The organism is Paenibacillus hamazuiensis (genome assembly GCF_023276405.1).
Taxonomy (GTDB): domain Bacteria; phylum Bacillota; class Bacilli; order Paenibacillales; family NBRC-103111; genus Paenibacillus_AF; species Paenibacillus_AF hamazuiensis.
Genome location: NZ_JALRMO010000001.1, coordinates 6,850,717 through 6,870,545 on the forward strand (window position 1 = coordinate 6,850,717; position 19,829 = coordinate 6,870,545).

Below are 19,829 nucleotides of genomic sequence, written 5' to 3' on the forward strand. Positions count from 1 at the left end.
CCTCCGTTTTATCAGCGATCTTTACAAAAATATAGCATACCCGGTGTGCATAGTAAAAAGCACGAAAGGTATGCTAAAGCACTCTACGATATCTTCCCCTGCAGCAGTTCCAGCAATCGCTCCAAGTCATCCTTTGAGTAATACATGATTTCTATTTTTCCCTTATTATTGTGATGCTTAATCTTCACTGTGGTTCGGTATACATCTCTCAGACTGTCTTCCAGTTGATGAATGTACGGATCTTTTTTCTTTGGTTTGGCTACTGTCTTTTTGGCCGGACTACCTTCCTCTACTTTATAGACGGCCTCTTCCAATTCACGGACGCTCCACTGCTCTTTAATCGCAGATTCCGCGAGTGTCTTCTTGATTTTATCGTCTTTAATTGCGGCGATTGCTTTGGCATGACCCATCGATAATGTTCCACGTGAAACATATTGTTTGATTTCTTCCGGAAGCTGAAGCAACCGCAAAAAATTTGCAATATGCGATCGGCTCTTCCCTACTTTAACCGAAAGCTCTTCCTGTGTAAGTGAAAACTGATCGATCAACGACTGATATGCAACGGCAATTTCCATCGCATTCAAATCTTCCCGCTGCAAGTTTTCGATTAAAGCTATTTCCATAACCTGTTGATCGGTAAACTTTTTGACAACGGCAGGTATGGAAGTAAGTCCACAAGATTCCGAAGCACGGAAGCGTCGCTCTCCCGCAATGATTTCATAGCCTTTCAAAACCGATCTGACAATAATCGGCTGAATAACGCCATGTTCTTTGATTGATGCCGCGAGTTCCTTGATCGTATCGTCGTTAAACGTTTTGCGCGGCTGATATGGATTGGGCCTAAGCTGATTTAAAGGAATTTCGATGACTTTATCGTCATCGCTTATATTTAAAGAAGGTATGAGAGCATCAAGACCTCGACCTAAACGTTTACTCAAAGCGCGATCACTTCCTTCGCTAATTCCAAATATACCTCAGCGCCTTTCGAACGAGGATCATATGTGATGATAGATTGCCCGTGGCTGGGTGCTTCACTTAGTCTGACGTTACGAGGAATAATGGTTTGGTATACTTTCTGTTGAAAATACTTCTTCACTTCTTCGATAACCTGAATACCCAGATTTGTTCTGGCATCAAACATGGTGAGCAATACGCCCTCAATTTGAAGCGTAGTGTTGAGATGTTTTTGTACGAGACGTACCGTATTCAGCAGTTGGCTTAATCCTTCAAGCGCATAATACTCGCATTGAATAGGGATTATTACCGAATCGGCCGCAGTCAAAGAGTTAACAGTGAGTATTCCAAGCGATGGCGGGCAGTCGATTAAAATATAATCAAACATATGCTTCACCAAGTGAAGCGATTTTTTAAGCCTGACTTCCCGGGAGATCGTAGGCACCAATTCAATTTCCGCACCGGCCAACTGAATCGTCGCCGGTATGATCTTCAGGTTTGGCAAATTCGTATCTATAATGGCATCTTTAGGGTGAATGTCATTAATCAGGACATCGTAAATACAGTAAGTGACATCCGCTTTATTGATGCCAATACCGCTTGTCGTGTTCCCTTGGGGGTCGATGTCGACGAGTAATACTTTTTTACCGAGCGAGGCCAAAGATGCACCTAGGTTGACAGATGTGGTCGTCTTCCCTACCCCACCTTTTTGATTGGTTATGGCAATAATCTTGGACAAAATACGTTCACCTCTAAAAAAGCTGATAAGAAAAGCTTCTGATCGAAGTCATTCGATGATGTGCATTCGTGTTTTAGCGGTAGCTTTTCTTGCGAATCAGATGTTTCAACCTTCGGCTGAAATTCTGATTCTAATAGAAAAGCTTCTGATCGAAGTCATTCGACGATGTGCTTTCGTGTCTTAACGGTAACTTTTCTTGCGAATCTAGTTGCTGCTGCATCCCTACACGCTATTGGGCAAGCGTTTATTCAAATGGCATAGAGTACAGAGTGCTCACTATTCCACAAATAAAAGGCAGGCACTTTTCCGACTACAGACAAAATCAAAACAAAAAAATGTATAAATCTGTTCTAATTTTGAAGACAAAAAAACGGTACTCCGATTCGGGAGGACCATAGATCAATCCAAACGACAACTATGAGTCTTTCTATCAATCAATTATACCATGCAATCATCGGGAATCCTAATTATCTTTTCGGAATTTTAATAACAATTTCGTAGTGATCCTCGAAATCTTTTTCCGACGTATCGATTTTCAAACCTGAACTGCTGACCATATCGACCGATTGTCTAATCGTATTTAAAGCGAGCCGCACATCTTTGGAAAAAGATACGCGACGGGACTTTTTATTTTTGGCCGCTTCCTTCAAAAAAGCAATACGTGCCTCCGTTTGCTTGACATTAAGTTCTTTCGAGATAATATCTTCCAGCACTTTAATTTGCTCTTCTTCTTTCTCCAGCGACAGAAGTGCTCTCGCATGCCGTTCGCTTATTTTTCTTTCCATTAGCGCCGCTTTAACCGGCTCGCAAAGCTGAAGCAGCCTGATTTTATTCGCAATTGTCGATTGGCTTTTACCCAGACGTTGAGCCAAGCTCTCTTGCGTTAAATTATGTAGGTCGATCAACTGCTGATAAGCGGCAGCCTCTTCGATAGCCGTCAGCCCTTCCCGCTGCAAATTTTCAATCAGGGCGATCGATGCGGCTTGCGAATCATTAAATTCGCGAACAATAGCAGGAATCGTATCCAATCCGAGCTTGGTGACGGCCCGCCACCGGCGCTCACCGGCTATCAACTCAAACTTGTTGTTGCGCACCCGAACGACGACAGGCTGAATGACTCCATGCGTTTTAATCGTTTGACACAGCTCATCAATACGCTCATCGTCAAAAATTGTCCTTGGTTGATAAGGACTCGGCACGATTTCTTTTACAGGAACATTTTTCACTTCATCCGGTGTCGCACTTTTTTCTTGAAAACCAAACAATCTAGTAAATTGTTCCTTCATAGTTTCATAACCACCCGATATAAACAAAAGTTAAGGCTCCTTTTACAGAGCCCTATGTTTTGATGTTCTTTATATATTTAATATTCTCCAAAAAGTTGTAATCTCCTGCTTATTTGGCAAACCGCCATAAATTGTTAGAGTGTAGAATGTTTCACGTGGAACATTTCTAAACCAATGGCGACTTTAACGGAGTACCCGCTTTCCGCGGATATTTTTTCGGCGTTGTGCCGGTTTTTTGAATAACGATAATATGTCTGGCGGATTGGTCGACAGGTAGTTCGAAAGGATAAGTTGCCTTCAATTCTCCCTTAAGCTCCCGCAAACTAACCTTCGCTTCATTTAATTCGTCGTGAAGCTCACTGCCTTTCATAGCCACAAATAATCCGCCCGGTTTAACGAAAGGCAAACAAAACTCATTTAACACAGCAAGTCGCGCTACTGCTCGAGCCGTAACAATGTCGTAGCGATCACGGTGAGCATCCAACCTAGCAGCATCCTCCGCCCTGCCGTGTACCGCCTGCACACCGTTCAAACCTAGAACGCCGCATAAATGGTTAAGAAATTGAATTCGTTTGTTGAGCGAATCCACAATAGTTAGACTTAAATGAGGAAAAACAATCTTAAGCGGGATGCTCGGAAAACCTGCTCCAGACCCGATATCGGCCATAGACGAAATATTATTCATTGGCACAAAAAAAGAAACAGAAAGAGAATCAAAAAAATGTTTGATATACACTTGATCTCTTTCTGTGATTGCCGTTAAATTCATTTTCTCGTTCCAGGAGACCAGTTCCTTATAATAATTCTCGAACTGAAGGAGCTGCGAATCCGTTAAAAGAACGTTCTGTTTTTCCAATAAAGCAGCAAACTGACTTTGAACCGGATCCATAATTATCCCCTTGCGGCAACAACTTTGTTGTAATGCTCCAAATAAACAAGCAGGATCGAAATATCAGCCGGCGTCACCCCGGCAATTCTCGAAGCCTGGCCGATGGAGATCGGCCGGATTTTGTCCAGCTTTTGCTTCGCTTCGGTTGCCAGACCGTGAATGTCTTTATAATCGATGTCATCCGGAATGCGCTTTTTCTCCATCTTTTTCAGGCGCTCCACTTGAGCAAGCTGCTTTTCGATGTATCCCGCGTATTTAACCTGAATTTCCACCTGTTCCTTCATATCGTCCGTCAATTCCAGCGGAGACGGAGAGATTTGCTCAATATGCCCGTACATGACTTCCGGTCTGCGCAGCAGTGTAAGCAAATCGACGGAATTCACAAGCTCCGCACTGCCCAGTGCCTCAAGCATCGGCTTGACTTGATCCGGCTTCACCTTCGTTGCCTTAAGACGGTCGATTTCATCCTGTACGAGCTGTTTTTTCTGAAGAAAACGTGTGTAACGCTCCTCGCTGATCAATCCGATTTCATAGCCGATCGGAGTCAGGCGCAGGTCGGCATTATCGTGCCGAAGCAGCAAACGGTATTCGGCGCGGGATGTAAGCAAACGATACGGCTCATTCGTACCTTTCGTCACCAAATCGTCGATCAACACGCCGATATAAGCCTCCGAACGATCCAAGACAACCGCTTCTTTGTTTTGAACTTTGCGTGCGGCATTAATACCGGCCATAATCCCCTGCCCCGCCGCTTCTTCGTATCCGGACGTACCGTTGATTTGGCCGGCGGTAAACAAACCTTCAATGACTTTTGTTTCAAGGGAAGGTTTTAGCTGAGTTGGAACGACGGCATCATATTCTATAGCATATCCCGTACGCATCATTTCTACTTTCTCAAGCCCCGGGATCGAGCGCAAAATGCGCAGCTGAATTTCCTCCGGCATGCTCGTGGAAAGACCCTGAACGTAGTATTCGGATGTATTCCGGCCTTCCGGCTCAAGGAAAATTTGATGCTTCGGTTTGTCGCTGAAACGTACGATTTTATCTTCAATCGAAGGGCAATAACGTGGTCCCGTCCCTTCGATAGCCCCGGAAAACATCGGAGCGCGGTGAAGGTTGTCGTTAATAATCTGATGGGTTTCTTCCGACGTATATGTGAGCCAGCACGGCAGCTGGTTAGGCACTTCCTCGGTCGTCTCATACGAGAAAAATTTCGGCTTCTCATCGCCCGGCTGGATCGTCGTTTGGCTAAAATCAATCGTATCCTTATGCACACGCGGCGGAGTACCGGTCTTAAAGCGTACAAGCTCGAGACCATGTTTGCGCAGGTCCTCCGAAAGTTTGACGGCCGGCTGCTGATTGTTAGGACCGCTCTCGTACATCAATTCGCCCATGATGATTTTTCCGCGCAAATAAGTTCCGGTTGTCACCACAACCGACTTGGCCAAATATTGAGCTCCCGTTTTGGTAACGACGCCTTTGCATACGCCGTCCTCCACAATGAGCTGCTCGACAAGCCCTTGGCGCAGCGTTAAATGCTCCGTCTTTTCAATCGTTTCCTTCATCATATGCTGATACAAAAATTTATCCGCCTGTGCACGAAGCGCATGGACCGCCGGTCCCTTCCCCGTGTTCAGCATTCTCATTTGAATGTAAGTTTTATCGATGTTCCGTCCCATTTCTCCGCCAAGCGCATCGATTTCCCGTACGACATGCCCTTTGGCCGGGCCGCCGATCGACGGATTACATGGCATAAAAGCGACCATATCCAAATTAATCGTCAAAAGCATCGTCTCGCAGCCCATCCGCGCCGCGGCAAGCGCCGCTTCGCAGCCGGCATGGCCTGCGCCTACCACGATGACATCGTATTCTCCAGCCACGTAAGTCATGGTTCTCTATCCTCCTTTAAACTTATTTTCCCAAACAGAACTGTGAAAATATTTGGTCGATCAACGATTCGCTGACCGAATCCCCGATAATTTCTCCAAGCTGCTCCCAGGCAGTTCGAATGTCAATTTGAATCATATCGATCGGCACAAATTGCTCGGTAGCGGATAAAGCTTCATCCATTGAAGCCTTAGCCCTCTTAAGCAGTTGAATATGCCGAACGTTGCTCACATACGTAAGATCATTCGATTCGAGTCCGCCGCTGAAGAAAATGCCGGCAATCGCTTTTTCCAAGTCGTCGATCCCCTGCTGCTCGACCAGCGAAGTACGAACCACACGATCTTCCGGAAAAGCTCGGTACAATACATCATAATTGATGGCCTGAGGCAGATCCTGCTTATTGACGATGACAATCGTTTGCCGGTCTTTCAACTGTTCGATCAGCTGCATCTCTTCGTCGGTCAAAGGTTCCGCACCGCTAACGACAAACAAAATCAAATCCGCATCGTTCAGCGCGCTTTTCGAACGCTCCACGCCGATTTGCTCCACCAAATCCGATGTTTCCCGAATGCCTGCCGTATCCAGCAGCTTCAGAGGAATCCCGTTCACGTTGACATATTCCTCAATGACATCCCGGGTTGTTCCCGGAATATCCGTGACGATAGCGCGATTCTCCTGTGCCAATGTGTTGAGCAGCGAAGATTTCCCGACGTTCGGCTTGCCGATAATCGCGGTGACAATCCCTTCCCGTATGATCTTGCCTTGATTTGCCGTTTCCAACAACCGATCCAGCTGCGCTAATGCGGATATGCATTTATCCTTAATAAAAGCGTTTGTCATTTCCTCGACATCATGCTCGGGGTAATCGATATTTACTTCGATATGCGCCATCAGCTCAACCAGCTCGTGACGCAGCTGCTTGATTCGTTTGGACAAGCTGCCTTCGACTTGCTTTAAGGCGATGCCGAAGGCACGGTCCGATTTGGCCCGGATCAGATCAATCACCGCCTCGGCCTGCGACAAATCGATCCGCCCGTTCAAAAAAGCGCGCTTCGTAAACTCCCCTGGCTCAGCCAGGCGAACTTCCTGCTCCAGAATCAGATCGAGCACGTGCTGCACCGAGATGATCCCGCCGTGGCAGCTGACCTCGACAACATCCTCCATCGTAAAAGAGCGCGGCGCCCTCATGACTGTCACCAGCGCTTCTTCTACCCGCTGCCCGGTAGCGGTATTCACGATATGCCCGTAATGAACCGTATGTGTCGGAGCCTCGGACAGCTTCGTTTTGCTTCGAAAAATCCGTTCGACCGCCGGAATGCTGCCGTCTCCGCTGACGCGGATGACCGCAATGCCCCCTTCGCCGAGAGGTGTCGAAATAGCTGCAATGGTGTCATGAATCATGTTAGCACCTCCCTTTCCTCCGTTTAAAAAAAGCAATGACTGATCGTCAAGCGATAAGCCATTGCAATCGATATCATCTTAAAGCGATAACCACCCTGCGGTTCGGTTCCTCGCCCTTGCTATAAGTCTTCACCTTCGAATGGTCCTGCAGCTGCGCGTGAATGATTTTCCGTTCCTGCGGCGACATCGGCTCGAGGATGACCTCTTTTCTCGATCGGATAACCCTTTCCGCCAAACGGATTGCCAAATCTTCCAACGTTTTTTTGCGCCGTTCACGGAACTGCTCCGCATCAAGCACAATTCGCAAATGAGTATTCGAGTACCGGTTCGCGACAATATTCACCAAATACTGCAAGGAATCGAGCGTTTGGCCTCTTCGCCCTATCAGCATGCCCAATTCCTCGCCTGTCAAATTAAACAAGATGCCGTCTCTTTCTTTCTTCTGTTCAATAGTAACCTTCAGGTTCATCGTTCGGAATACGTCTTGCAAAAAATGAACGGCTTCTTCCAAAGCATCCGGAATCAGCTCAAGCTCAAGCTTCGCTTCCTTTGCTCCAATAAGTCCAAACAAGCCTTTCGACGGCTGCTCCAGCACGGTCACTTTGACGCGGTCTTCCGTGACGCCGAACTGCCGCAAGCCGTTTTTCACCGCTTCCTCAATCGTTTTCCCCGAAACCACTATTTTCTTCATTTCGACTGGCCACCCTTATTTGGAAATCCACCATAGATAAAATAGGATTGAACAACCGTAAACAAGTTACTGTATACCCAGTATAGCGGCAGAGCCGAAGCGAAATTCATCGACATGACGAAAATCAGCACCGGAAAAATAAACATCAGGCTTTGCATTTGCGCATTCATCTGCGACGACATCATCTTCTGCTGCAACCAGGTCGTTATAGCGGCAAGCAGCGGTAAAATGTAAAAGTGGTCAGGGGTGCCGAGCTGCATCCACAAAAACGAATGTTCCTTTATATCGTGATTGCGCATAATCGCATTATACAGCGCAATCAATATCGGCATTTGCACAATAAGCGGGAAACAGCCGGCCAGCGGGTTGACCCCGTGCTTCTGGAACAGCTTCATCGTCTCTTCCTGCTGCTTTTTCACGTCGTCTTTATATTTATCCTTGAGCTTTTTCAGCTCCGGTTGAAGTTCCTGCATCCGCTTCGAGCTGCGATATTGCTTTAATGTAAGCGGGAGAATCAAGAAACGGATAATGATCGTAACGACCAATATCGCCAAACCGTATTGGCCCCACAGCAGATGAGCGAACCAATCGATCGTGGCCGACAGCGGACCGACAAAATACCTGTCCCATACCCCGCTCGAAGGATCGATCGGTTTATTAACGGGATTCCCGCATCCGGCAAGGAGTAGCAGCAATGAGAGCGGCAATAAAGCGTATAATCGACGAGTCAACGGTTTATCCTCCTAGAAACATACTTTACCAAAATACACTATAACACATATTGGGGCACAATGAAACTTGCACCCCATTTTATCCACAAGAACGATTTCAAGTCGGTTTGGACAATAAAGCCGCCTTCCTTAATACATGAAGCAAACTTTTTTCCATTTCCTTATAGTCCATCTCGACCACCGGCTTGCGCGCGATGACGATAAAATCGTACTCCGGCGGGATCCGATCGGCATGATGACGCACGATCTCTTTAATCACCCGGCGCAAACGGTTGCGCACAACGGCGTTGCCGAGCTTTTTGCTGACGGAAACACCGAGGCGAAATGCTTCTCCTCCGCCCCGCTTCATATAATAGACGACAAATTGATGGTTGGCGGTCGATTTGCCGTACCGGTATACGCGGTCAAAATATTCTCTTTTGGTCAGGCGATGCTCCTTTTCCACAGGCGAACTCTCCCATTTTCATAGAGAAAAATCGTGCCACAATTGCGTACCTTCAACTATAGCGTTGACTATTTATGTCATTTTAAACGGAACTCCGCCCCGAAAAAGCGCAGATAGACAGAAAAAAAGACCACTCGAAGTGGTCTTCGCCATTTACGCGCTTAATACTTTTCTGCCCTTTTGACGGCGAGCTTTGAGCACCTTGCGGCCGTTCACAGAGCTCATTCTTTTACGGAAGCCGTGAACTTTCTTGCGCTTTCTTGTGTTCGGTTTGAAAGTCGGTTTCATCTATGTGCACCTCCCTGGGAATTCTCTTTTCCATTTTCAAAAAACACCTTTATCCATTAAATCATTTACCGGTTCAAAAGTCAACCGCCTTTATGCGTCTCAAGTTCATGGTAAGAGAAGGAGGAAGACGATGTGGAACATTCCGCCGATTTCGACAGCTTATCCACCCTGAACGGCATCCGTGGATGAGTTGTGAACAGCGATTGTGAAGAAAACGGCAGTTTTTGTCGATTACCCACACATTATAAACAATATGTAGTGGTGTTAATAAAATTTACACACAAGTTATTGAATTTGTGGATAAACGGCAATAATTCGTTGCTATATACCTTTGATTTTGATATTATGTATATGTTTTCACCTGTGGATAGAATAAATCCTCTTATAAATTATCAACAATCTGTGGATAAATCTGTGAACAATTTTCAGTTGTTCGAAATGAGTGTTATCCACACTTCTGCACAAACCGGCCGATTTCGACAAAATCCCCCAGTTTTTCTCGACATATTGCCTTATTGCGCCCTTTTTCCGGATTTATCGTGCATGTGCATAATTCCGAAATATGCAGTCGGTACCGTAATATGAGGAGTGAATTTTGTAATGGAAAGCCATCCGAACGATCAATGGCAGCAAGTTCTTTCCATCATTCAAACGAAGGTCAGCAAGCCGAGCTTCGATACGTGGCTCAAATCGACCAAAGCCATTGTTTTCAACGAAACGTCGATTGTCATTTGCGCGCCGAACAATTTCGCCAAGGAATGGTTGGAATCCCGTTATGTCAAAATGATCAGCGGCGCGATTTTCGAATATACCGGACGTCCGGTCGAAGTGAAGTTCACGATCGAATCGGACGATGTGAAAACGGAGCAAGTCCAGCCGGCGGCACCCGCTCCCCCGCCTCCGCGCCCTGCTGTCGCAACCATCGACGAAACGAACAGTTTGAACCCCAAATATACGTTCGATACGTTCGTCATTGGAGCCGGCAATCGGTTTGCGCACGCCGCATCGCTTGCCGTTGCCGAAGCGCCGGCGAAGGCGTACAATCCGCTGTTTTTGTACGGCGGGGTCGGTCTCGGAAAGACGCATTTGATGCATGCGATCGGACATTACGTGCTGGAGCACAATCCGAGCGCCCGCGTGCTGTACATCTCGTCCGAGAAATTTACGAACGAGTTCATCAATGCGATCCGCGACAACCGCGGCGAAAGCTTCCGCAACAAATACCGCAACATCGATGTGCTGCTCATAGATGATATTCAGTTTTTGGCGGGAAAAGAACAGACGCAAGAGGAATTTTTCCATACGTTTAACGCGCTGCATGAGGAAAGAAAGCAGATCATCATTTCCAGCGACCGGCCGCCGAAGGAGATCCCGACGCTGGAGGAAAGGCTTCGCTCGCGGTTCGAATGGGGACTTATCACCGACATACAGCCTCCGGATCTGGAGACGCGCATTGCGATTTTGCGGAAAAAAGCGAAGGCCGAAAACCTCGACATCCCGAACGAAGCGATGGTATACATAGCGAACCAGATCGATACGAACATCCGCGAGCTGGAAGGTGCATTGATCCGCGTTGTCGCCTATTCGTCCTTGATCAACCAGGATATAACATCGCATTTGGCCGCGGAAGCGCTGAAGGATATCATTCCTTCCAACCGGCCGAGACAGATTACGATTCAGGACATTCAGCAGAAAGTCGGGGAGTTTTACGGGCTGAAAATCGATGACTTCAAAGCGAGAAAACGGACGAAAACCGTCGCTTTTCCAAGGCAAATAGCAATGTATTTATCCCGCGAGCTGACGGATTTCTCGCTGCCGAAAATCGGCGAAGCTTTTGGCGGGCGCGACCATACGACCGTCATCCATGCGCACGAGAAAATTTCGACGCAGCTGAAGTCCGATCAGGAATTATATAAAATTATCCACACGATCTCCGAAAAAATTAAAAACGCAACTGTTTAAAAGAGCGACAGCCTATGCACAATCTATTCACATGTGGATAGGCTGTCTCTTTGCGGATATGATCCACATATCCACATATCCGGCGCCCCTACTACTATCACTATATTTAAAAAAAATGTATTATAAGAGTATATGCCCGGATTCGCCACATTAGAACCATGGGAGTGAACACGTTGAAATTGACGATATTGAAGGACCACTTGAACGAAGCTATTGGGCACGTCTCCAAAGCGATTACGAGCAAAACGACCATCCCGATTTTAAGCGGAATCAAAATAGATGCGGACTATAACGGCGTGACGCTGACGGCGAGCGATACGGACATTTCCATCCAAAGTTTTATTGCCAAAGAAGAAGACGGACTCAGCGTCATCGATCTTGAAAAACCGGGCAGCGTCGTTCTGCCGGCGAAATTTTTCATCGAGATGATCCGCAAGCTTCCGTCCCAGCAGGTTGAGTTTGAAGTGAAGGAGCATTTTCAAACGACGATTCGCTCCGGCTCCGCCGAAGTGCAGCTCGTCGGCCTCGATCCGGAGGAATATCCGATCATGCCGGGGATTGAGGAAAACAAGCGAATTCAAATTCCGAGCGACATTTTAAAAACGATGATCAAGCAAACGTCGTTTGCCGTTTCGACCAACGAATCGACTCCGATATTGACCGGTGTTTTGTGGACCGTGTCCGAGGGTACGATCAAATTCACCGCTTGCGACCGCCATCGTCTCGCCAGCCGTGAAACGAATATTGACATCGGACCGGATGTAACTCATACAAATATCGCCATTTCCGGTAAAACTTTGAATGAACTGAGCAAAATATTGCCGGATCAAAATACATTGATCGATGTCGTCATTGCCGACAATCAGGTGCTCTTTAAAATGAGCTCGATTTTGTTTTACAGCCGGATCCTGGACGGAACGTACCCGGATACGTCCAAATTGATTCCGCAGACGTACCAGACCGAGCTTGTGCTCGACACGAAGCAGCTGGCCGATTCGATCGACCGCGCTTATTTGCTGTCCCGCGAGGACAAAACGAATATCGTCAAACTTGTAATGCGCGAGGACCAGACGGTTGAAATTTCGTCAAGCTCCACCGAGCTTGGCAAGGTGACCGAGCAGCTGCCGGTCAAATCGATGACGGGAGAGCTGCTGCGCATCTCCTTCAACTCCAAATATATGCTGGACGCGTTAAAGGTTATCGACAGCGAGATGATCCAAATCGGCTTCACCGGGGCGATGCAGCCGATCATCATTCGTCCGGAAGATTCGACAAGCCTGCTTCAGCTCATTCTCCCCTACCGAACGACAAACTAAGGGGGAATTTTCCAATGAAGAATATCGAAATTCGCACGGAATATATTACACTAGGGCAGTTTTTAAAGCTGGCCGACTGCATTTCCACCGGCGGGCAGGCGAAAATGTTTCTGCAGGAGACGGACATTCGCGTCAATAACGAGCCGGAAAACCGCCGCGGGAAAAAGCTGGTTGCCGGAGACATCGTGACGGTGGAAGGCTGCGGCACGTTCAAGGTGGTACAGGCGTGAAGGTCAACAGTTTAAACCTTCGCCATTACCGCAATTACGAGAAGGTCGATTTCACCACGAGCCACATGGTCAACATTTTCGTTGGACCGAACGCGCAGGGCAAAACGAATTTGCTGGAGTCGATCTATGTGCTCGCTCTTACCAAATCCCACCGCACCCATCAGGACAAGGAGCTCATTCAGTGGGATGCCCCTCACGCTCACCTGCAGGGCGATGTCGAGAAAAAATATGGGACCGTCCACCTCGATCTGACCGTTTCCCAGCAAGGGAAAAAAGCGAAGCTGAACGGACTCGAACAAAAGAAACTGAGCAACTTTATCGGCGCGCTTAACGTGGTGATGTTCGCCCCGGAGGACCTGGAAATCGTCAAAGGCTCCCCCGGGGTTCGCCGCCGTTTTCTCGATATGGAGATCGGACAAGTTCACCCCGCTTATTTGTATGACCTGTCGCAGTATCAGAAAGTACTCGCCCAGCGCAACAATCTGCTCAAACAGATGTTCGCCGGCGGCGGCTCGCACGCATCGATGCTTGAGGTTTGGAACGAACAATTGGTTCAATTTGGTATTAAAATTGTGAAAAAACGTCAAAGCTTTATAAAGAAACTGCAAATTTGGGCGGAAAAGATTCATTCCGGCATCACGGGAGGCCAGGAACGGCTTGAAATCCGGTACGATTCGGCGCTGGACCTGTCCCAATCGGAAGATGAAACTGTTTTATTTGACCAATTTATGATAAAGTTATCACAGGTAAGGGAGCAGGAATTGAGACGCGCGGTTACGTTGGTAGGGCCGCACCGGGACGATCTGCTGTTCTTTATCAACGGCAAAGAGGCGCAAACGTTCGGATCGCAAGGCCAGCAAAGAACGACGGCGCTTTCTTTAAAGCTGGCGGAGATCGAGCTGATTCATGAGGAAGTCGGCGAATACCCGATTCTGCTGCTGGACGATGTGCTGTCGGAGCTCGACCGCTACCGGCAGACGCAGCTGATCGAGACGTTCCAGAACAAGGTGCAAACATTCATCACGACAACCGGTATAGAAAGCGTCGATTTGGCGAAATTGGATGACGCCGCCGTTTTTCAGGTGAGAAGCGGCGGCTTGATATAGATGATTGGACATATCGGATTCATAGAGTAGAATAGTCGGAGGGCGAGCTTATGTTTATCCATTTGGGCGGTGAAAAAATCATACGCGCTTCGGAATTGATCGCCATATTTGATTTATCGATAGAGAAATCCTCCAAAATTTCGAAGCAGTTCGTCAGTCAGGCGAATAAGGACAAACGCGTCGAGGTGATCGGCGAGGAAGAATGCAAATCGCTCGTCGTGACACAATCAAAGGTTTATTACTCCCCCATTTCGTCCTCTACGTTAAAAAAACGGGCACACCAGCTCCTGACAAACTGAGAGGTTACCCTGGAAAAGTAGGTGTCATATAGATGTCTGTCAATCAACACGCGTACGATGAAAGTCAAATACAGGTACTGGAAGGTTTGGAAGCGGTGCGCAAACGTCCCGGTATGTACATCGGGTCAACCAGCGCGAGAGGTCTCCACCATCTCGTATGGGAAGTCGTCGACAACAGTATCGACGAAGCGCTTGCTGGCTACTGTACGGCGATTGAAGTGATCGTCCATAAGGATAACAGCGTCACCGTTATCGACAATGGCCGCGGCATTCCGGTCGGCGAGCATCCGAAAATGAAACGTTCGACGCTCGAAGTCGTTCTCACTGTTCTTCACGCAGGCGGCAAATTCGGCGGCGAAGGCTATAAAGTATCCGGCGGATTGCACGGCGTAGGCATATCCGTCGTCAACGCGTTATCCGAACATGTGATCGTGGAAGTCAAAGTCAACGGCAAAGTGCATGTGCAGGAGTATCGCCGCGGCACGCCGCAATACGACGTGAAAGTGATCGGGGATACCGAGGAAACCGGCACGACTGTAACGTTCAAGCCGGATCCGGAAATTTTCACGGAAACGACGGAATTCGATTACGAGACGCTGCAGTCGCGGCTTCGCGAGCTTGCTTTTTTGAATAAAGGCATTCAAATTACTCTGACGGACGAGCGCAGCGATGTCTCGAATACGTTCAAATTCGACGGCGGCATCGTGTCTTTCGTCGAATATTTGAACCAGAACCGCGAGCCGGTGCATGCTCCTCCTATTTACGCCGAAGGCTCGAAGGACAACATTTCAGTTGAGGTTGCCTTGCAGTACAACGAAGGTTATTCCGAGAACATTTATTCGTTTGCCAATAACATCAACACGCATGAGGGCGGCACGCACGAATCGGGCTTCAAAAGCGCGCTCACGCGCATTATGAACGATTTCGCCCGCAAATATAACGCGATTAAAGAGAATGACGCGAACTTGTCCGGCGACGACGTGCGCGAAGGCCTCACGGCGATCATTTCCGTCAAAATTCCGGAGCCGCAGTTCGAAGGCCAGACCAAAACGAAGCTTGGCAACAGCGAGGTACGGGGCATCGTCGAATCCGTATTTTCCGAGAAGCTGCAGGAATTTATGGACGAGAATCCGGCCGTATCCCGCAAAATTGTGGAGAAGAGCATCCAGGCAGCCAGAGCCCGCGAAGCGGCGAGGAAAGCCCGCGAGCTGACGCGCCGCAAAAGCGCGCTGGAAGTCAGCTCGCTACCCGGCAAGCTGGCGGACTGCTCCTCCAAGGACGCTTCCATCAGCGAAGTGTACATCGTCGAAGGCGACTCCGCCGGCGGCTCCGCCAAGCAGGGACGCGACCGCCATTTTCAGGCGATTTTGCCATTGCGCGGTAAAATTTTGAACGTGGAAAAGGCGCGCCTCGATAGAATTTTGTCCAACATGGAAATTCGTGCGATCATTACGGCGCTCGGCTGCGGGATCGGCGACGATTTCGACATTTCCAAAGCGCGTTATCACAAAATCATCATCATGACGGACGCGGACGTCGACGGAGCGCATATCCGGACGCTGCTGCTGACGTTTTTTTACCGGTACATGCGGAAGCTGATCGAAAGCGGCTATGTGTACATCGCCCAGCCGCCGCTTTACAAGCTGGAGAAAAACCGCGTTATTCGCTACGCATATAACGATAAGCAGAAAGATGCGATTTTGCAGGAACTCGGCGAAGGGCAGAAAGTGAACGTTCAGCGTTATAAAGGTCTGGGCGAGATGAACCCGGGCCAGCTGTGGGAAACGACGATGGATCCGGAAAGCCGCACCTTGCTTCAGGTAACGATTGAAGACGCGATCGAAGCGGATCTTATGTTCGATACGCTCATGGGCGATAACGTAGAGCCGCGGCGCGATTTTATCCAACAGCATGCGAAGTATGTGAAAAATCTCGATATCTAGTCTGAAGGAGGTCCGTTATGGCCGAAGAAATGCGATCGCAAGTCAAGGAAATCGACATCGGCTCGGAAATGCGCACGTCCTTCATGGACTACGCGATGAGCATTATCGTGAGCCGTGCGCTTCCCGATGTGCGGGACGGCCTGAAGCCGGTCCATCGGCGAATTTTGTTCGCGATGTCCGAGCTGGGGATGTCTCCGGACAAGCCTTATAAAAAATCGGCGAGAATCGTCGGTGAGGTTATCGGTAAATACCACCCTCACGGCGATGCGGCCGTCTATGAAACGATGGTGCGGATGGCGCAGGATTTTTCGCTCCGCTACATGCTGGTCGACGGTCACGGGAACTTCGGTTCGATCGACGGCGACGGCGCGGCGGCGATGCGTTATACCGAAGCGCGCCTTTCCAAAATCGCGATGGAGCTTTTGCGCGACATCGGCAAAGAAACGATCGATTTTGTTCCCAACTATGACGGGGAAGAACAAGAACCGGCTGTTTTGCCGGCGCGTTACCCGAACCTGCTCGTCAACGGCTCCTCAGGGATTGCCGTCGGGATGGCGACGAACATTCCGCCGCATAATCTACGCGAGGTCATTGACGGAGTGCAGCAGTTGATTGAGAACCCGGATATTACGCCGCTTGAACTGATGCAGTCGATCAAAGGGCCCGACTTTCCGACAGCCGGGTATATTATGGGCCGGGAAGGCATCAGGCAAGCGTACACGACCGGCCGCGGCTCCGTCACGATGCGCGCCCGCGCAACGATCGAGGAGCATAACAACAAGGCTCGTATCATCGTGCACGAGCTGCCTTACCAGGTCATTAAAGCAAGGCTGATTGAGAAAATCGCCGAGCTCGTCCGCGAAAAGAAAATCGACGGCATCACCGACCTAAGGGACGAATCGGATCGCAACGGGATGCGGATCGTTATCGAGCTGCGCCGCGACGTCAATCCGAACGTCGTCCTGAACAATCTGTACAAACATACCGCCATGCAGTCCAATTTCGGGATCATCATGCTTGCTCTCGTGAACGGGGAGCCTAAGGTTTTGAACCTGAAGGACATGCTGTATCATTACCTGCAGCACCAGAAGGAAGTCATTCGTCGTCGTACGGAATACGATTTGCGAAAGGCCGAAGCCCGCGCCCATATTCTCGAAGGCTTGCGCATCGCCCTCGATCATCTGGACGAGGTCATTGCTCTCATTCGATCTTCCCGTACGGCGGAAGAAGCGAGAGACGGGCTGATGAGCCGGTTCCAGCTCAGCTACGATCAGGCGCAGGCGATCTTGGACATGCGCTTGCAGCGTCTGACCGGGTTGGAACGCGACAAGATCGAGGAAGAATATGCCGAGCTGCTGAAAAAGATCGCCGAATACAAAGCGATTTTGGCGGATGAGCAGCTGCTGCTGAACATCATCAGCGAGGAACTGCGCGAAATCAAAGAAAAATTCGGCGACGAGCGCCGCACCGAGATCACGGTTGGGGAAGAAAGCATTGAGGACGAGGACCTGATTCCGCAGGAAGACGTCATCATTACGATTTCCCATGCCGGATATATTAAACGTTTGCCGGTCAGCACCTACCGCAGTCAAAAGCGGGGCGGCAAAGGCGTGCTCGGGATGGACACGAAGGATAACGATTTCGTCGAGCATCTTTACGTCACCAATACCCATCATTACCTGATGTTTTTCACAAACAAAGGGAAAGCCTACAGGCTGAAGGCTTACGAGATTCCGGATCTAAGCCGCACGGCCCGGGGGACGCCGATCATCAACCTGATTCAAATCGAACAGGGCGAAACGATCAATGCGGTCATTCCGGTCGAAAGCTTCGATTCCGATAAATTTTTATTTTTTGCCACGAGAAACGGAATTGTCAAAAAGACGCCTTTGGACGATTACTCCAATATCCGCAAAGGCGGTTTGATCGCCTTGTCCTTGCGTGAGGATGACGATTTGATCGGAGTCAAACTGACGGACGGTAAACAGTCGATCATTATGGGCACCAAAGAAGGCATCTCTATTCACTTCCCGGAAGAGGATGTACGTCCGATGGGACGCGCAGCTACCGGAGTGAAAGGGATCCAGCTCAGCGAAGGCGACGTCGTGATCGACATGGATGTTTCGGACGAGGCCAATACGGTGCTTATTGTAACTTCCAAAGGATTCGGCAAGCGGACGCCGGTTTCCGAATACCGGATGCAAACGCGCGGCGGCAAAGGGATCAAAACTTTGAATGTGACGCCGAAAAATGGCCACGTCGTCGCTCTGAAGGTCGTAAGCGAAGACGAAGATTTGATGGCCATCACCGCGATGGGCACGATTATCCGGACCAGTATGGCGGGAATTTCCGTAATGGGTCGAAATACCCAGGGCGTGAGAATTATCAACATCCGCGAGGAAGACGAAGTTTCAACGGTGACGCGGGTTGAAAAGAGCGATGAATCGTCAGAAATGGAAGATTCTAGTCCAAACGTCACAGAATAATATGAACAAAATGCGGAATGGGGCTTACATCCCCATTCTTTTTGTTTTAAAATAGAGACCATAGACATTGGTAAGGTGGGAGTAGCATGGCAACAGTTCCCGTTTCGCAATTAAAGACCGGTGAGAAAATAATCGAGAACGTTCAGACGAAGCTTGGCAGTGTGCTTTTTCAGAAAGGTAAAATCGTCACGGAGCGGGATATTGAAATTTTGCGGGCATTCCTTATTCCCAGCGTCGTCATAGAATCCAAGTCTGCCGAAGTGTCGGAGGCTGCCGAAGCACCGCCGGAGGAACCGGTCAGTACGGTTTTGCCTTTTTACTTGCAGTACGACAAGATGTTTGGATTGTTGAAAAAAGTATTTAATTTGGCGAATGCGAATCAAAGTTTGCCGATCCTGGAGATCCGCACAGCGATGGAATCGCTCATCCAGACGATCGATCATTACAACATATTGACGTTTTCGCCGCGTAACAATACCGTTAGAGACTTTGTGTATCACAAAAGCATAATGGTCAGCTTAACTTCCTATATGCTGGGTAAGTGGCATGGGCTGCCTCAAAAGGATCTGATGCCGGTTGCCTTGGGCGGATTGCTTCACGATATCGGAAACAGCAAGATCGACGATGCCATTTTGTATAAGCCGGGCAAGCTGACCGAGCAGGAGCTTGAGGAAGTGAAGCGGCACACGGTGATCGGTTATAACATTTTAAAATCATTGCCTGCCGTCAATGAAGGCGTAAAGCTTTGTGCGGTGCAGCATCATGAGCGGGAGGACGGTTCGGGATATCCGCTGGGGGTCAAGGGGGATAAGATTCATCTGTACGCTAAAATCGTCGCTATCGCCGATATGTTTCATGCTATGACTACGCACCGTGCGCATAAAAAAGCCGAGTCGCCCTATCTTGTATTAGAGGAGCTCTTTCAGGAAGCGTTCGGTAAGCTGGACCCTGTGCTGGTGCAAACATTTATCAATAAAGTGACCCAATTCCACAACGGTACTCTTGTTAAGCTCAGCGACAACCGCATCGGGGAAATTGTGTTTTCCGACAGGGCGAACCCAACGCGGCCTTGGGTTAACATCAACGGGACGATCGTCAACCTGACCGTAGAAAGAAACTTATTTATTAAGGACGTTATTCAAAAATAATCTGTATAAAATTAACTGTGCCTGGGGC

Annotated in this window: 18 protein-coding genes; 8 read left to right on the forward strand and 10 right to left on the reverse strand. The window is 48.8% G+C overall.

Annotation, left to right across the window (positions count from 1 at the left end; all coding sequences use genetic code 11):
- Nucleotides 1–83: 83 nt before the first annotated feature.
- The 10 genes from MYS68_RS30010 to rpmH all read right to left on the reverse strand — a co-directional run bounded on the left by MYS68_RS30010 (nt 84) and on the right by rpmH (nt 9,311).
- Nucleotides 84–938, reverse strand: coding sequence for a ParB/RepB/Spo0J family partition protein (locus tag MYS68_RS30010; RefSeq protein ID WP_248929320.1), 855 nt, complete (start codon nt 936–938; stop codon nt 84–86).
- Complete coding sequence (locus MYS68_RS30015) at nt 935–1,693, reverse strand: ParA family protein (protein ID WP_248929321.1); 759 nt, start codon at nt 1,691–1,693, stop codon at nt 935–937. Before MYS68_RS30015 ends, MYS68_RS30010 begins: the two co-directional genes overlap by 4 nt.
- A 467-nt stretch (nt 1,694–2,160) precedes the next feature.
- On the reverse strand, nt 2,161–2,979 hold the full coding sequence (gene noc, locus MYS68_RS30020) for a nucleoid occlusion protein (protein WP_248929322.1): 819 nt from the start codon (nt 2,977–2,979) through the stop codon (nt 2,161–2,163).
- Between the two features lie 166 nt (nt 2,980–3,145).
- Nucleotides 3,146–3,868, reverse strand: coding sequence for a 16S rRNA (guanine(527)-N(7))-methyltransferase RsmG (gene rsmG / locus MYS68_RS30025; RefSeq protein ID WP_248929323.1), 723 nt, complete (start codon nt 3,866–3,868; stop codon nt 3,146–3,148).
- 2 nt (nt 3,869–3,870) lie between these two features.
- Nucleotides 3,871–5,757, reverse strand: a complete 1,887-nt coding sequence (mnmG, locus tag MYS68_RS30030) for a tRNA uridine-5-carboxymethylaminomethyl(34) synthesis enzyme MnmG (protein WP_248929324.1) — start codon at nt 5,755–5,757, stop codon at nt 3,871–3,873.
- Between the two features lie 22 nt (nt 5,758–5,779).
- A complete protein-coding gene (mnmE, locus tag MYS68_RS30035) occupies nt 5,780–7,156 on the reverse strand; it encodes a tRNA uridine-5-carboxymethylaminomethyl(34) synthesis GTPase MnmE (protein WP_248929325.1) in 1,377 nt (458 codons plus the stop codon).
- Between the two features lie 73 nt (nt 7,157–7,229).
- A complete protein-coding gene (gene jag, locus MYS68_RS30040; protein ID WP_248929326.1) occupies nt 7,230–7,847 on the reverse strand; it encodes an RNA-binding cell elongation regulator Jag/EloR in 618 nt (205 codons plus the stop codon).
- Complete coding sequence (gene yidC / locus MYS68_RS30045; protein WP_248929327.1) at nt 7,844–8,578, reverse strand: membrane protein insertase YidC; 735 nt, start codon at nt 8,576–8,578, stop codon at nt 7,844–7,846. The genes jag and yidC overlap by 4 nt, the downstream gene beginning before the upstream one ends.
- 97 nt (nt 8,579–8,675) lie before the next feature.
- On the reverse strand, nt 8,676–9,023 hold the full coding sequence (gene rnpA / locus MYS68_RS30050) for a ribonuclease P protein component (RefSeq protein WP_248929328.1): 348 nt from the start codon (nt 9,021–9,023) through the stop codon (nt 8,676–8,678).
- Between the two features lie 153 nt (nt 9,024–9,176).
- Nucleotides 9,177–9,311: a 50S ribosomal protein L34 gene (gene rpmH / locus MYS68_RS30055; RefSeq protein WP_248929329.1), complete on the reverse strand. Its 135-nt coding sequence runs from the start codon at nt 9,309–9,311 to the stop codon at nt 9,177–9,179.
- A 600-nt stretch (nt 9,312–9,911) separates the two neighbouring features.
- Between rpmH and dnaA the strand changes: the two genes are divergently transcribed.
- The 8 genes from dnaA to MYS68_RS30095 all read left to right on the forward strand — a co-directional run bounded on the left by dnaA (nt 9,912) and on the right by MYS68_RS30095 (nt 19,801).
- Nucleotides 9,912–11,273, forward strand: coding sequence for a chromosomal replication initiator protein DnaA (gene dnaA, locus MYS68_RS30060; RefSeq protein WP_248929330.1), 1,362 nt, complete (start codon nt 9,912–9,914; stop codon nt 11,271–11,273).
- Nucleotides 11,274–11,446: 173 nt separating this feature from the next.
- Nucleotides 11,447–12,589, forward strand: coding sequence for a DNA polymerase III subunit beta (gene dnaN / locus MYS68_RS30065; protein ID WP_248929331.1), 1,143 nt, complete (start codon nt 11,447–11,449; stop codon nt 12,587–12,589).
- A 14-nt stretch (nt 12,590–12,603) separates the two neighbouring features.
- The gene (gene yaaA, locus MYS68_RS30070; RefSeq protein WP_248929332.1) at nt 12,604–12,819 is read left to right on the forward strand and encodes a S4 domain-containing protein YaaA; all 216 of its coding nucleotides are present in this window, start codon (nt 12,604–12,606) and stop codon (nt 12,817–12,819) included.
- Nucleotides 12,816–13,925, forward strand: a complete 1,110-nt coding sequence (gene recF, locus MYS68_RS30075) for a DNA replication/repair protein RecF (RefSeq protein ID WP_248929333.1) — start codon at nt 12,816–12,818, stop codon at nt 13,923–13,925. Before yaaA ends, recF begins: the two co-directional genes overlap by 4 nt.
- 50 nt (nt 13,926–13,975) lie before the next feature.
- Nucleotides 13,976–14,224 (forward strand): extracellular matrix regulator RemB, encoded by a 249-nt coding sequence (gene remB / locus MYS68_RS30080; RefSeq protein WP_248929334.1) that lies wholly within the window; start codon nt 13,976–13,978, stop codon nt 14,222–14,224.
- Nucleotides 14,225–14,256: 32 nt separating this feature from the next.
- A complete protein-coding gene (gene gyrB / locus MYS68_RS30085) occupies nt 14,257–16,167 on the forward strand; it encodes a DNA topoisomerase (ATP-hydrolyzing) subunit B (protein ID WP_248929335.1) in 1,911 nt (636 codons plus the stop codon).
- Between the two features lie 17 nt (nt 16,168–16,184).
- Nucleotides 16,185–18,653 carry a DNA gyrase subunit A gene (gyrA, locus tag MYS68_RS30090; RefSeq protein ID WP_248929336.1) on the forward strand — a complete coding sequence of 823 codons (2,469 nt, stop codon included), beginning with the start codon at nt 16,185–16,187 and terminating at the stop codon, nt 18,651–18,653.
- An 86-nt stretch (nt 18,654–18,739) separates the two neighbouring features.
- Nucleotides 18,740–19,801, forward strand: coding sequence for an HD-GYP domain-containing protein (locus tag MYS68_RS30095; RefSeq protein ID WP_248929337.1), 1,062 nt, complete (start codon nt 18,740–18,742; stop codon nt 19,799–19,801).
- Nucleotides 19,802–19,829 lie beyond the last annotated feature (28 nt).